This is a genomic window from Methylobacterium sp. GXS13 (genome assembly GCF_001455965.1).
GTDB lineage: Bacteria > Pseudomonadota > Alphaproteobacteria > Rhizobiales > Beijerinckiaceae > Methylobacterium.
In genome coordinates, this window is the sequence record NZ_LKKO01000052.1 from 1 (window position 1) to 13,449 (window position 13,449).

Annotated in this window: 13 protein-coding genes and 2 pseudogenes; 8 read left to right on the plus strand and 7 right to left on the minus strand. The window is 69.6% G+C overall.

All coding sequences use genetic code 11. The annotated features are described in order from the left end of the window. Nucleotides 1-290 (minus strand): annotated as a pseudogene (locus AO398_RS28395) (hypothetical protein); the annotation flags it as partial. A 208-nt stretch (nucleotides 291-498) separates the two neighbouring features. Here AO398_RS28395 and AO398_RS18865 point away from each other — a divergent pair. Continuing rightward, entirely contained in the window at nucleotides 499-1,128 is a 630-nt protein-coding gene (locus AO398_RS18865) for an urease accessory protein UreE (RefSeq protein ID WP_058193698.1), read from the plus strand. A gap of 436 nt (nucleotides 1,129-1,564) precedes the next feature. Further along, nucleotides 1,565-2,367, plus strand: a pseudogene (locus AO398_RS18870) (porin family protein). Between the two features lie 288 nt (nucleotides 2,368-2,655). On the opposite strand, the gene AO398_RS18875 reads toward AO398_RS18870, so the two are convergent. Beyond that, nucleotides 2,656-2,868 carry a hypothetical protein gene (locus tag AO398_RS18875; RefSeq protein ID WP_058193700.1) on the minus strand — a complete coding sequence of 71 codons (213 nt, stop codon included), beginning with the start codon at nucleotides 2,866-2,868 and terminating at the stop codon, nucleotides 2,656-2,658. A 463-nt stretch (nucleotides 2,869-3,331) separates the two neighbouring features. Here AO398_RS18875 and AO398_RS18880 point away from each other — a divergent pair, with 463 nt between their 5' ends. Beyond that, nucleotides 3,332-4,207, plus strand: a complete 876-nt coding sequence (locus tag AO398_RS18880; protein ID WP_058193702.1) for an SDR family oxidoreductase — start codon at nucleotides 3,332-3,334, stop codon at nucleotides 4,205-4,207. Nucleotides 4,208-4,390: 183 nt separating this feature from the next. After that, nucleotides 4,391-5,422 carry a tRNA dihydrouridine(20/20a) synthase DusA gene (dusA, locus tag AO398_RS18885; protein WP_082643348.1) on the plus strand — a complete coding sequence of 344 codons (1,032 nt, stop codon included), beginning with the start codon at nucleotides 4,391-4,393 and terminating at the stop codon, nucleotides 5,420-5,422. Nucleotides 5,423-5,434: 12 nt separating this feature from the next. On the opposite strand, the gene AO398_RS18890 is transcribed toward dusA, so the two are convergent. Genes AO398_RS18890 through cobS form a run of 3 tightly spaced genes read right to left on the minus strand, consistent with a single transcriptional unit; the run spans nucleotide 5,435 to nucleotide 7,213 of the window. After that, nucleotides 5,435-6,127, minus strand: coding sequence for a TIGR02281 family clan AA aspartic protease (locus AO398_RS18890; RefSeq protein WP_058193704.1), 693 nt, complete (start codon nucleotides 6,125-6,127; stop codon nucleotides 5,435-5,437). Beyond that, a complete protein-coding gene (locus AO398_RS18895) occupies nucleotides 6,124-6,336 on the minus strand; it encodes a DUF1289 domain-containing protein (RefSeq protein WP_058193706.1) in 213 nt (70 codons plus the stop codon). Before AO398_RS18895 ends, AO398_RS18890 begins: the two co-directional genes overlap by 4 nt. A 52-nt stretch (nucleotides 6,337-6,388) precedes the next feature. Next, on the minus strand, nucleotides 6,389-7,213 hold the full coding sequence (cobS, locus tag AO398_RS18900) for an adenosylcobinamide-GDP ribazoletransferase (protein WP_058193708.1): 825 nt from the start codon (nucleotides 7,211-7,213) through the stop codon (nucleotides 6,389-6,391). Nucleotides 7,214-7,355: 142 nt separating this feature from the next. Here cobS and cobT point away from each other — a divergent pair, with 142 nt between their 5' ends. The 3 genes from cobT to queC all read left to right on the plus strand — a co-directional run bounded on the left by cobT (nucleotide 7,356) and on the right by queC (nucleotide 9,707). After that, nucleotides 7,356-8,393, plus strand: a complete 1,038-nt coding sequence (cobT, locus tag AO398_RS18905; protein ID WP_058193710.1) for a nicotinate-nucleotide--dimethylbenzimidazole phosphoribosyltransferase — start codon at nucleotides 7,356-7,358, stop codon at nucleotides 8,391-8,393. Nucleotides 8,394-8,626: 233 nt separating this feature from the next. Continuing rightward, a complete protein-coding gene (gene queD / locus AO398_RS18910; RefSeq protein WP_007560611.1) occupies nucleotides 8,627-8,983 on the plus strand; it encodes a 6-carboxytetrahydropterin synthase QueD in 357 nt (118 codons plus the stop codon). After that, the gene (queC, locus tag AO398_RS18915; protein WP_058193712.1) at nucleotides 8,973-9,707 is read left to right on the plus strand and encodes a 7-cyano-7-deazaguanine synthase QueC; all 735 of its coding nucleotides are present in this window, start codon (nucleotides 8,973-8,975) and stop codon (nucleotides 9,705-9,707) included. Before queD ends, queC begins: the two co-directional genes overlap by 11 nt. 448 nt (nucleotides 9,708-10,155) lie before the next feature. Here queC and AO398_RS18920 read toward each other — a convergent pair whose 3' ends face one another. Both AO398_RS18920 and AO398_RS18925 read right to left on the minus strand, forming a co-directional pair. Next, nucleotides 10,156-11,151 carry a helix-turn-helix domain-containing protein gene (locus AO398_RS18920; RefSeq protein ID WP_348272372.1) on the minus strand — a complete coding sequence of 332 codons (996 nt, stop codon included), beginning with the start codon at nucleotides 11,149-11,151 and terminating at the stop codon, nucleotides 10,156-10,158. Nucleotides 11,152-11,704: 553 nt separating this feature from the next. After that, nucleotides 11,705-12,268: a TetR/AcrR family transcriptional regulator gene (locus tag AO398_RS18925; RefSeq protein WP_058193714.1), complete on the minus strand. Its 564-nt coding sequence runs from the start codon at nucleotides 12,266-12,268 to the stop codon at nucleotides 11,705-11,707. A gap of 208 nt (nucleotides 12,269-12,476) precedes the next feature. Between AO398_RS18925 and AO398_RS18930 the strand changes: the two genes are divergently transcribed. After that, on the plus strand, nucleotides 12,477-13,448 hold the full coding sequence (locus AO398_RS18930; protein ID WP_058193716.1) for a quinoprotein relay system zinc metallohydrolase 2: 972 nt from the start codon (nucleotides 12,477-12,479) through the stop codon (nucleotides 13,446-13,448). The last annotated feature ends 1 nt before the right edge of the window (nucleotide 13,449 follow it).

Here is a 13,449-nt window from a genome sequence, read left to right on the forward strand (position 1 = left end):
AGGTCGCCGCCGGCCACCGGCGGAATGAACCGGCCGTCGAGAGCCCGCAGCAAGGCCGGAAGCTCATGGTCCCGTGCCAGCAGGGCGTCGGTCTGGGCAAGGACCGCGCAGGCGGCGCGCGTCTCCGGATCGCCGGTCAGGCCGGAGACCGCAACGGCCGCCTCGGCGCCCGTCCCCGCGATGAGCGCGCCGAGGCCGGCGCCGCCCAGAGCCCGGTCCTCCGGGGTGTTGCAGGCGCCCAGCGACAGGGCGGCGATGGTGGCGAGGGCGGCTGCGGTCAGCTTCTTCATGGTCCCCTGATCTCCCTTGTGCATCCGGTCCGGCCATCGGCCGTGATCGTCGCGGATCGCGGTGAGCTTAGCAGCAATGCAATGCCTGCCATACGGCTAAGGTTCCACACGCGGCGACGGAGTTGCACCATCTTCCCGTCTCGCCCTATGCCACCGGTGTGAGACGACGCTCCGGCCGGGGCGCCGCGGCGCCATCCCCGAGGGTCCCATGTCGAGAGCCACCACGATCGTCCGCCGGGCCGCGGTTCGCCCCGACCGCGTCGCCGATACGGTGAGCCTCAACCACGCCGCCCGGGCGGCGGCCTCCGGATCCCTGGTGGCGGAGGGCGGCCTCGGGTTCGATGTCGCGCTCGTCAAGGCCGCGGCGCTGGAGGACGGCGATGCCCTGCGTCTGGAGGACGGCCGCCTCGTGGCGGTACGGGCCGCCCCGGAGGACCTCCTGGAGATCCGCGCCGAGAACCCGGCCCGGCTGACCCGCCTGGCCTGGCAGCTCGGCGGCAATCACGTCCCCGCCGAGATCGCCGCCGACGTGCTCTACGTCCCGGCCTCGCCGGCCAATGCCGAGCTCATCCGTGGGCAGGGCTGCACGGCGAGCCCGGTCTCGCGCCCCTTCCGGCCCGAGCGCGCGGCGCACGACCACAGCACCTGCGGGCACGACCACAGCCACGACCATCACGGGCATGATCACGGGCACGTGCACCAGGATCACGGGCACGACCATGGTCACGATCACGCCGATCACGGCCATGACCACGCCGAGGCCCACGACCATGGCAAGAGCCACGACCATGGGCATCCCGGGCACGTCCACGGCCCCGGCTGCAACCACGACCATTAGAAGCCAGCCGGCCGGACCGGCTCCCACGGCGTCCGGGCTCCCGCGCGAAGCCCCCGCCGTCCCGGCGCGCACGCAGCGCCCGTGGCCGGCGCGATTCCCGGGTTGAGAGATCGCCGGATCGCTGCGCGGCGCCCGATGACGCGGCGGGAGGATGGCGCGCCGCGATCGTCCCGGTTTCGCCCCCCCGCCTCGGCAGGCCGCGAATTCTCCCGCCGAAAACCAGCCGCGACGAGCCTTCGGATCGCCCAAAATACCGGGGTGTCAAATAAAGATGATCTGATATTTTGATCGATCAAATATTCAAATCGAACTTTTCAGATACGGTACCATCAGCCCATCACCGCTTCCAGATCACCAAGCGTTGCATCAAGTTAACACACTCTGCGCTAAGCTTTCGATACGACGCCCAGGAATTCATTTCTTGGACCACCATTCCATGCGTAAGATCATTGCGTCCCTGACAGCCTTTACGGCGCTCACCACCGCCGCTGCCGCAGCAGATCTGCCCCGCCGCGCGTATACGCCCCCGCCGCCGCCCGTTCCGGTCTTCTCCTGGGCCGGGGCGTATTTCGGCATCAACGCCGGTTACATCACCACGACCAAGGACAGCGTGACGACGGCCGGCGTGTTCCCGGGCAACACCGGCGTCCGGGCCGGCAACCGTCCGGCCGCGCTGGGCCTGCCGCGGGACGGATTCACCGGCGGCGGCCAGCTCGGCTACAATTTCCAGTTCACGCCGGGCTCGGGCTTCGTCGCCGGCGCCGAGGTCGATCTGCCTATACCGACCTGAACCGCACCCGCAGCACAACCGGGCGCCTCGGCGGGATCAGCACCTTCCGGCAGATGGGCGACTCCCTCGGGACCGTGCGCGGGCGCGTCGGCTACGCCTTCGACCGCACCCTCATCTACGCCACCGGCGGCTTCGCCTATGGGGCCGAGACCTATCGCGGCGTCTTCCAGACGGCAGCCGCCCAGCCGAGCTTCTACGGCAGCAGCTCGCACGTCGAGACCGGCTACGCGGCCGGCGGCGGCATCGAGTTCGCGCTGCCCACCGATTCCGTGTTCAACGTCTTCCACTCCAACGCGGTGACCCTGAAGGGCGAGGCGCTGTACTACGATCTCGGCCGCCGCACCGTCCCGCTGGTGGCGGTCGGACCGGGCGTCGGCGCCTACACCGCCCGCTTCCGGAACGAGGGCGTGCTCGGCCGCTTCGGCTTGAACTACAAGTTCGGCAGCTAGAGCCTTCGCCGCGGAAGCCTGGTCGATCTAGGTTTTCCGGTCCGAGCGGCTGGCGCGATGCGCGAGCCATCAAGGGCTTCGCTTGAGATCGTCGCGATCGCTGGTGGGCTCTTCGGGGACCGACGGACCGTCGATCGTTCGGCCCTCGCGCATTCCGCGGGGCGATGCGGCGCCGGTTCGACCGCGCCGTCCGTTTGCCGATCCCTCGGCGCGGCATTCCCCGCCCGATCAAGCTGGTCGCCCGGTCGAAGGCCGCCCCAGGAGCCATCTCCCGGGCTTTTCCATTCTTCAGAGCCGCTTCGGCACCGGCCGCCGGCAATAGGCGCGGGCCTCCGTCTCCGCCAGGCCGTCCTGGGCTGTCACGCATTGGTCGAGGGTCAGCCCGATGCTGGCCGCGTAGGGCTCGTTCGGCGACAGGGCGGCGCGGGCGAGGCTGGCCAAGTAGAACAGGAACGCGGCCGCCGCGACGAGCAGCGCGGGCACGAGGGCACGGTTCAGCATCCGCTCCAATCCCGGCCTCGCCGGAGGACCGTGCGGCCTCACGGGAAGCCCACGAGCAGCTGCGCCAGCGCGAGGAGCACCAGCCCCGCGCAGATCAGCACGAGGGCGGTGCGATCGAAGCCGCTCCGGCGCATGGCGGTCCGGCCTAACACGCGCGACGCGGCGGGACGCTCACTGGAGCAGGCCCCACAAGCCTGTGGCCAGGCCACAGGCGAGTGATACCAGCGCGGCGCCGAGCAGCGCGCGATCGATGCGGCGCGCGACCCGATCCTCCTGTTGAAATTCGACCATGGCGCGCCTCCCTCGAACCGGAGACTGGCGGTCGCCTGTTGCTACCCTGTGTCGTGGTGCCGGCGCGAAACCGCCGCAGAAGAAGGCGGGGATGCGCCCGGCGCGGCGGCACGGCGCAGGAACACCCCGGGCGGGCCCCCCGTTGGACGCGTATCCCAACGCGAGATCCCGCATGACCACTGATCCGCTGCACAAATACCCGCGCCCGCCGTTCGAGGCACAGCCTCAGAGCTTCCCCGGCAAGACCGGCCGGATGGCGCCCGAGCCCGATCACGGCGAGAACAGCTACAAGGGCTCCGGCAAGCTCACCGGCCAAGTCGCCCTGATCACCGGGGGCGACAGCGGCATCGGCCGTGCGGTGGCGATCGCCTACGCCCGCGAGGGCGCCGACGTCGCGATCTCGTACCTGCCCGAGGAGCAGGCGGATGCCGAGGCCGTGAGCGGCTGGATCGAGAAGGCGGGCCGGCGCGCGCTGCTGCTGCCGGGCGACCTCAAGGACCCGGCCTACGGCCGCTCGATCGTCGCCCGCACCGTCGAGACCTTCGGCCGCCTCGATGTGCTGGTGAACAACGGCGCGTTCCAGCAGCCGAACCAGGGCTTGGACTCCGTCGAAGACACCATCTTCGAGGACCATTTCCGCACCAACGTGTTCGGCCCGTTCTACGTGACCAAGGCGGCCTTTGCCCATCTGAAGCCCGGCGCCTCGGTGATCTTCACCTCCTCGGTGAATTCCAAGCATCCGATGCCGTCCCTCATGGCCTACAGCGCCACCAAGGGCGCGCTCAGCAACATGGTGCTGAGCCTCTCGCAGCTCTTGGCCGAGAAGGGGATCCGGGTGAACGGCGTGCTGCCCGGCCCGATCTGGACCCCGTTCATCCCGTCCGGGATGAGCCAGGATTCGGTCAAATCCTTCGGCGACCAGGTGCCGTTCGGCCGCCCAGGCCAGCCGGCCGAGCTCGCCTCCGCCTACGTGATGCTGGCTTCCGAGGATAGCAGCTACACGTCCGGCGCGCTGATCACCGTGGCCGGCGCGATGCCGGTGCTCTGATCGCGGACCGCACCCGCGTCCTGCATCGGGGGACACCGCCAGGCGCCTCACAGGGCGGTGTCTCACATCCGCGCACTTTTCGCAGCTCGCCCGTCCATGGTATCGACAGAGCCTTCTCCCTAAACCGCCGGATGACATCGGCCGCGTCCCCAGGCGCGGTGCGCCGGCGGGATACGGGTCAGCATGGATCTGGCACACGTGACGGCGGCTGAGACTTGCGGCGCACTTCCGGGCTGGCGGTTCTCCGTCGCCCCGATGATGGACTGGACCGATCGACATTGCCGCGCCTTCCACCGCCCCCAGGGGGCGCGGGCGCGGCTCTATACCGAGATGGTCACCACCGGCGCGGTGCTGCACGGGCCGCGCGAGCGGCTGCTCGGTTTCTCGACGCTGGAGCATCCGGTGGCGGTGCAGCTCGGCGGGTCGGACCCGGCCGAGCTGGCGCAGGCCGCGCGCATCGCCGCGGATTTCGGCTACGCCGAGATCAATCTCAATGTCGGATGCCCCTCCGACCGGGTGCAGGACGGCCGCTTCGGCGCCTGCCTGATGCGCGAGCCCGCCCTGGTCGGTGATTGCGTGGCCGCCCTCAAGGCCGCCGTGTCCGTGCCGGTGACCGTGAAGTGCCGGATCGGTGTCGACGACCAGGATCCCGAGGCAGCCCTCGACGCGCTTGCCGACGCGGTCGTGGCCGCCGGCGTGGACGGGCTGATCGTCCATGCCCGCAAGGCCTGGCTCCAGGGCCTGTCGCCCAAGGAGAACCGCGACGTGCCGCCCCTCGATTACGGGCGCGCCGCCAGGCTGAAGCGGCGGCTCGGCGCCCTGCCGGTGGCGGTGAATGGCGGATTACGCGATCTCCCGGCCGCGCAGGCGCGCCTGGCCGAGGTCGACGGTGTGATGGTCGGTCGCGCCGCCTATACCGAGCCGGCTTTGCTGCTCGGTGTCGATCCGGAGCTGTTCGGCGTGGCCCCGCCGGTGCCCGACGCCTTCGCGGCCGTGGAGGCGTTCGAGCCTTTCGTCGCCGCCGCCCTGGCGCGCGGCGAGCGCCTGCACGCAATCACCCGCCACATGCTCGGGCTGTTCAACGGCCGACCCGGCGCGCGCGCCTTCCGGCGCCATCTCTCGACCCACGGGATGCAGCCCGAGGCCGGCCTCCAGACCCTGCGGGACGCGGTGGCGACGGTCTCGCGCGAGGTGACGGAGGCGCGGGCGGCGTGAGCTGCGCGCGCCTCAAGGCGGGCTCAAGATCAGCCGGTCGCCCCGGACCTCGTAGGCGGACAGGCGCGTCAGGAAGGTCTGGCCCAGCAGGTTGCCGGCGAGCGAGCCGGGCCGCGCCACCATGGCGTTCACCCGCCGCTCGGTGATCGTGCCGATGCGCAGCGAATCCAGCTGGATCGGCGCGGCATAGGCGAGGCCGTTGGCGGTGGAGACCCGGGCGGTGAAGTCGGCCGGCGTCGGATTGATGCCGAGGGCGGCCGCGTTCTCGGCGGTCAGCACCACGCTGCTCGCCCCGGTATCGAACAGGAATTGCTGCACCCGGCCGTTGACCTCGGCCTCGACCCTAAAGTCGCCGTCCGCCCGGCGGGTGATCGTCACGGAGCCGCCGGGGCCGGACACCGCCGAGCCGGGCCGTAGATCGCCGAGTACCCGGGCACCGACGCCCTGGAACCGGTCGCGATAGCTGTAGCCGATCACCAGGGCGAGCCCGATCAGCGCCCAGGCGAAGAGCGCGCGCAGGTTCGGGCCGAGTGCGGACCTGAATTGCTGCCAGTAACCGGCGACCACCAGGGCCAGAATGCCGCCGGTGGAGGCCAGGGCGGCGAGATGGTCGGGCTCGATCACGCCGCCGACACTGTCGCTGCCGTCACTCAGGACCAGCACGGCCGTGACCAGTGCGATGGCGGCGAGCCCGAGATAGATCATAACGGCAGCGGCTCCTCCAGGGGCGCGAAGCCGGCCGCGCGCATCCGGTCCTGAAGCCCGACCATGATGGTACGGCGCGTCGCCTCCGGCAGCCCGCCCCAGGCCGCGATCTCGTCGCGGCTGCGGCCGCACCCGCGGCAGAGCCCGCTGGCGGCGTCGAGCACGCAGACCTTGGTGCAGGGAGAGGAGGGTTTGGGCGCGGGCGACATCGCCGATCCTTGGCCGAGGGATCGTGGCCCGATCAAGGCCCGGAATGCCGCATCACTCCGCCAGGGCCGCCACCAGGGCCAGCAGCGCCGCGATCTCGGACACCTGCTGGCAGGCGCCGATCACGTCGCCGGTCTGGCCGCCGATCTTGTTCCGGGCGAGTCGGGTGAGGGCAAGCGCCGCGAGGCCGGCGCACAGGATCATCAGCGCGACGCCGCGCAGCGGCAGGCCGAGGATCACGCCGGCGAGCGCCACCCCGAGACCGATCCCGAGGGCGATCCAGAGACTCGCCCGGTCCGGGCGGCCGACCGCGGCGGAGAGGCCGCCAGGCCGAGCCGGCGGCAGCAGCACCATCGGGGCGAGGGCGGCCAGCCGTGACAGGGCGGCGACCAGGATGAGCGCGGTCGCGGCCGCGTAGCCGGTGCGGTCGAGGAGGGTCGCCAACGCGCCGATGCGCAGCGCCAGCGCCAGGACCAGGGCCGATCCGCCATAGGCGCCGATCCGGCTGTCGCGCATGATCTCCAGGCGTCGCTCGAGCGTGGCACCGCCGCCGAAGCCGTCGGCGACGTCGGCCAGGCCGTCCTCGTGGAGCGCGCCCGTGGCCAGGACCATGACGGCGACCGCCAGGGTCGCGGCCAGGAACGGCCCGAGCCCGATCCACCAGCCCGCCATCAGCGTCAGGGCGGCGGGGAGAGCGAGGATCAGGCCGGCGAGCGGCAGCATCCGGGGGAGGGCGGTGAAATCGGGGACCCGGTGCGGGTCCGGCTCACCGGGCAGTTGCGGCACGGGCAGGCGGGAGTAGAACCGCAGGCACCCGGCGAGGTCGTAGAGGGCGCCGCGCCCGGGCCAATCGGCTTCCCCGCCGGTCTGCCTGTCCATCGCGGCCTCTCGCCACCACCCGCCTCCGCGCCCCGGTGGGGCGAGCCGATCGCGAACGGTCGGGCGGGGCAGGATCACTATAGTCGCCCCGATACGCCGCCGTCTCCCCGTTCGCGGGCGCCCACAGGAAATCATCGCCGCCATGACCGACGCCGCCCAAACAGATCCCAGCCCGTTCGACGATATCCGCAACCTGCTCAAGGCGATGCCGGGCCCCGACCGGGAGGCGCAGGAGGCGGTGGCCGCCCGGGACGCGACCCTGACCAAGCCGGCGGGATCGCTCGGACGGCTGGAAGACCTCGTGTCCTGGCTGGCGGCCTGGCAGGGCAAGGCGCCGCCGAGCCTCGACCGGCCGCTGGTCTGCGTCTTCGCCGGCAGCCACGGGGTGACGCGCAAGGGCGTCTCGGCCTTCCCGGACGCGGTCAACCGCCAGATGCTCGACAATTTCGCCGCCGGCGGGGCGGCGATCAACCAGATCTGCGCCGCCTACGGGCTCGGGTTCAAGGTGTTCGACCTCGCCCTCGACATGCCGACCGGCGACATCACCGAGGGCCCGGCGCTGGACGAGCGCGCCACCGTGGCGACCATGGCGTTCGGCATGGAGGCGGTGGCCGCCGGCATCGATTGCCTCGGCATCGGCGAGATGGGCATCGGCAACACCACGGTGGCGGCCGCCCTCTATGCCGCCCTGTTCGGCGGCGAGCCCGGCCACTGGGTCGGACGCGGCACCGGCGTGGATCAGGACGGCCTCGCCCGGAAAGTGGCGGCCGTGGAAGCGGCGCTCGCGCACCATGCCGGCCATCTCGGAGACCCGCTCCAAGTGCTCGCCCGGCTCGGCGGCCGCGAGATCGCCGCCATGGCGGGGGCGATCCTGGCCGCGCGCCTGCAGCGCATCCCGGTGGTGATCGACGGCTACGTCGCCACCGCGGCGGCGGCGCTTCTCCACGCCGCCGACCCGTCGGCCCTCGACCATTGCCTGGCCGGCCACGGCGCCGCGGAGGGCGTCCACGCGGAGGTCCTGGAGCGGCTCGGCCTGGTGCCGCTGCTGGCGTTGGGGATGCGGCTCGGCGAGGGCTCGGGCGCCGGCATGGCGATCGGCCTGCTCAAGGGCGCGCTCGCCTGCCACACCGGCATGGCGACCTTCGCGCAGGCGGGGGTTTCGGGCAAGAGCGGCGGGTAGGCGCACGAGGCGCGTTTCGGTGCTATGATCCGGGCGAACCGATAACGGATCCGTCGATCCCGCGTCCCTCCCACCAGATCACCTCGTCCTGAGGTGGCGCAGCGAAGCGGAGCCCTCGAAGGAGGGCTCCAGGACTCGCGGCGGTCCCTGGAGGGCTCCTTCGAGGCCCGTCGATCTCCGATCGCCGGGCACCTCAGGATGAGGGCGCGGGTGGGATCGCTACGAAAAAAACGATGAACATCACCCAAGCCTTCACCTTCGAGGCGGCCCATCGGTTGCCGAACGTGCCCGCCACGCATCGCTGCCACCGGATGCACGGGCATTCCTACCGGGTCGAGCTGACCGTCTCCGGGCCCGTGGATCCGCATACGGGCTGGGTGATCGACTTCTACGACATCGAATCGATCTTCGGCCCGCTCCTAGCCCGGCTCGACCACCATTGCCTCAACGAGATCGAGGGGTTGGAGAACCCGACCGCCGAGAACATCGCGGCCTGGATCTGGCATCGCCTGCGGCCGGACCTACCGGGGCTCGCCCGGGTGCGGGTCGCGGAGACGCCGATGTCCTGGGCCGAGTACGATGGCGACTGACGCGGCGATCATCGGCGACCGCTCGGCGCTGGTGCTGTTCTCCGGCGGCCAGGATTCTGCCACCTGCCTCGCCTGGGCGCTCGACCGGTTCGACCATGTCGAGACCCTAGGATTCGATTACGGCCAGCGCCACCGGGTCGAGCTCGAGCGCCGGGCGGTGCTGCGCGCCGGCATGGGCCACGTCCAGCCGGCCTGGGTCTCGCGCCTCGGCGAGGACCACACCGTCGCCCTCGATGCCCTCGGCCAGATCTCCGAGACGGCGCTGACCCGGGATGCCGAGATCGGGTTCGAGGCGTCGGGCTTGCCCAACACCTTCGTGCCCGGCCGCAACCTCGTCTTCCTGACCTTCGCGGCGGCGCTCGCCTATCGGCGCGGGATCCGGCACGTGGTCGGCGGCATGTGCGAGACCGATTATTCCGGCTATCCGGATTGCCGGGACGACACGATCAAGGCGCTGCAGGTCGCGCTCAACCTCGGCATGGAGCGCCGGTTCGTGCTGCACACGCCGCTGATGTCGCTCGACAAGGCGCAGACCTGGGGCCTCGCCGAGACCCTGGGCGGCCCGCCGCTGGTCGAGCTGATCGTGGAGGACAGCCACACCTGCTACCTCGGCGAGCGCGGCGCGCGCCACGCCTGGGGCTATGGCTGCGGCACCTGCCCGGCCTGCCGGCTGCGGGCGGACGGGTTCGCGCGGTACGGCACGGGTGGTGAGATCGGGGCTTGACGCCCATCGACAGGTCGTGAGGTGGCTGATTCCGACCCCTCACAGACCCTCGGGAAATCCGCCTCTCGGCAGCTGGATGGACGATGCCCTACAACCGCTGGAGGTGGTCTTTCGACTGTCTGCCTACGCGCGGCCATGCGTCGAAATGGACGTCGTTCCCCCTCCCGCTCATGACCGATGCCGAGCATACCGACGATTGTCCAAGCTTCCCGAAAGCAGCCATCAGAAGACGGATCCAAAGGGCACGCGCGGCCTGCTAAACGTAGCCGGTCATCCGGCACTACGAGCACGGTTGCGCATCGGCTCGGCCACTGATGAGATCGCGCGCTCCCCACCGTAACCAGATCGAAGCGCGTCCGAGCGGACCGCGACCTTACGGGAAAGACCGGGCAAGGAATGGGGACTACCGATCCGGGCGTTTGGTACGAAGCCTCGTCGAGGTGACCGTCTACTGGGCGCTCACCAGGGCCGCGTGGCGATACTCGGTGGGAGCTGTGCCGAAACACGCTTTGAACCGGCGGGAGAAGTGGGCTTGGCTGGCGAACCCGCAGCCGTAAGCCAGGGTGCCGATTGGCAAGTGGACGTAGCCTGGATCAGCCAAGCGCTTGGCTGCGGCCTCGAGCCGGCGCTGCCAGATCCAGTCGGAGATGTGCTGGCCGCGCTCTTGGAACAGCTCCTGAAGCCGACGTAGCGACACCCCCACCGCCGCAGCGAGTTTCGGCGGATCGAGGGTCGGGTCGGCGAGGTTGGCCTCGACGAACGCTTTGGCGCGCTGGACGACGACGGTACCGTGCAGCGGCCTGGGTACCTCCTTGGCCATCTGCTCAGCGATGCTGGCCACGATCAGATCGACGCCGATCGAGGCCATGCGATCCGCACTGGCGGGTGAAAGCCCAGGGCCCACGCGGATCAATTCTCGGAAAAATGCTCGTGCCAGTGAGGTTGACGCAAGCTCCGCCCTTGCTGGGAGGGCCGTGTACAGCTGTGTCGGGCCGAGCACGCGCTCTAAGTACTCCCGCGGTATATCCATCGATATGGCTTGTGAGCCTGCGCTCGTGGTTAGCACACCCGGCCGCTTATCCAGGATATAGAGATCGCCAGGACTCAGCACGGCTTCGCGACCGTCCTGTAAGCTGCTCGACGTGCCCGAGAGCTTGAACGCCGCCGTGACCATGCCTTCTCGGCCATGACGCCAGGCTCCGAACTTCCTGAACTCGGTGCGTAGAGCGCTTTGCGACATGCGCAAGATATTGAGAGCACCAACAGTGCTGCTCTCCACCCTGGCCATAAACGGTTCATCATCGACTCGCTGCAGGTCAAGGTTTGCTTCCTGAGCGTCGAGCACGTCATGCCAGCGCTGGAAGCTGTCCCGTGGATGCAGGCCGTCAGTTGTAAATACCGGTTTCATCGCATCGACGTCAGCAACCGACTTGTCGGCAGACAAGTACGCCCTCTATCCGTAACAACCGATGATTGCAAGTCGTGAGAAATATACCTGAGATTGTTGAAACAGGTCGCGATGCCGCTTGGGGAATTAATGTCCAATCGATCAAGTCTGACTGCTGTTCGAGACTTCGCAGAACCATGAACTCGAACACGCATTCGTGAAGGTCGGTCAGGTGTATTCCTGGGTCGTGCGAGTCAGGTGGCAACGTCCGCTTCGATCCATCGCCACTTGGGAGCGGACAATCGCGAAGCTATCCCGATCCACCTATGGGCGGCGGCCGTCGTATGACCGCTACTGGACAGTACTGATACATATCTGAATGCTTGACATGTGCCTAAAGCGGTACGTCCGCTTCGGGACGACAGGCTGGAGTCCGCCCCCCACCCTTCTCGGGCAGCACCAAAATCAAGCGGATTGCCTTCAGACCGTGCCGGAACACGACGGATCAGGAGCTTTTCGGCGCGGGTGTGCCCGAGCCGATCGCAACCGAAGCGTTAAGGGACGCTCCTCGGCGCGCGGATCGGCCACCGGGCAGAGGGCCGTTTCCGCCTCAGGCCTTGAGCCCCTCGACCAGTACGGCCAGCGTATCCGCGAAGGCCGCGGGGCTCGCGAACAGCCGCTCCATCAGCAGCGCCCCCTCCAGGGTGGCGATGACGTAGCGGGCGAGCACCGCGGGCTCCAAGCCGGACCGCACGCTGCCGTCGGCTTGGCCCGCGCGCAGCACCGCCTCCAGCCAGGCGAGATGCCCTTCGAAGAACGTCGCGATGTCGCCGCGCAGGCGCTCCGGCAGGGCCTCGCCCTCGATGGCGAGCGCCGCGCACAGGCAGCCGAGCCCCTGCTCGACGCCGCCGAGATAGAGCTGTCCATAGGCCGCGATCCGCCCCGGGCCGTCCGGCACGTCCGCGCGGATCGCCGCCAGGGCGGCGTCGTAGCGGTCGGCATAGGCGACCACCAGGGTTGCGCCGAGATCGACCTTGGTGGGGAAATGGTGATGGATGCTCGCCTTGCGGATGCCCACCGCCTCGGCGAGGTCGGCGTAGCTGAACCCGGCAAAGCCGCGCCCCCGGACCAGGGTCTCGGCCTGACTCAGCAACTCGGCGCGGGTGTCTCGCATCGCTCGGACATGGTCTCTCTGGGATCGCGCGAACGTGTGACCGCCCGGCGCCCGTTTCCCAACATGCCACTTGACCGCCCAAAGATCTACCTACTTAATGGTAGGCAATGAGAGGCCCTCCCAATCCGCCCGCTGCGGTCTCGTGCGCGGCGGAAAACGCCCGGCCATCGGTTGTTTGGGGAGAGGCTCACAACAGGGAGGTTCTGGCATGACGGCATCCGCCGTCCATTCAGGGGAAACCGCCGTCACGGGCCGGACCCTGTCGCGGCGTCGCGCCCTGTTCGCTGGCCTCTGCCTGTGCTGCATGCCGACCCTTGGCCGCGCCGCCGAGTCCTTCACGCTGGACGAGGTCGGCCCGGGCATCTTCGTGCGCAAGGGACTGATCGCCGACGCTACCGCCGACAATGTCGACGCCATTGCCAATATCGGCTTCCTCATCGGCCGGGACGGCGTGCTCGTCACCGAGACCGGCGGCAGCCTCGCGGACGGCCAGTGGCTGCGGGCCGAGATCGCCAAGCGTACGCCCAAGCCGATCACCCATGTGGTGCTGACCCATGTCCACCCGGACCACGTCTTCGGGGCCGGGGCCTTCGTGCAGGACAAGCCGGTCTTCATCGGCCACGCCAAGCTCGCAGAGGCGTTGGGCGCGCGGGGGGAGTTCTACCGCAAGCGCCTCGTCGAGCTGCTTGGCGAAGACCGCACCGGGCCGGTGGTCTATCCGACGATGAGCGTCGCCGACACCGCCGCCATCGACCTCGGTGATCGCCGCCTGACCTTCACGGCGCACGGTCCGGCCCATACCACCTGCGACCTGTCGATGCGCGATTCAGGCAGCGGCCTGCTCTTCCCCGCCGACCTGCTGTTCGTGAACCGGATCCCGTCGCTCGACGGCAGCCTTGGGGGCTGGCTGACGGAAATCGAGCGGCTGAAGGCCATGGGCGCAACCCGGGCGGTGCCGGGCCACGGGCCGGTTGCGGTCGAGCTCGCCCCGGCACTCGCCGACCTCTCCGGCTACCTGACGGCTTTGCGCGACGGCACCCGCACCGCGATCGCCAAGGATGTCCCGATCGAGAAGGCCGTGGCCAGCGTCGCCCAGGATCAGCGCGACAGGTGGGCTTTGTTCGACACTTATAACGGCCGCAATGTCACCGTGGCCTATCAAGAACTTGAGTGGGAATAGA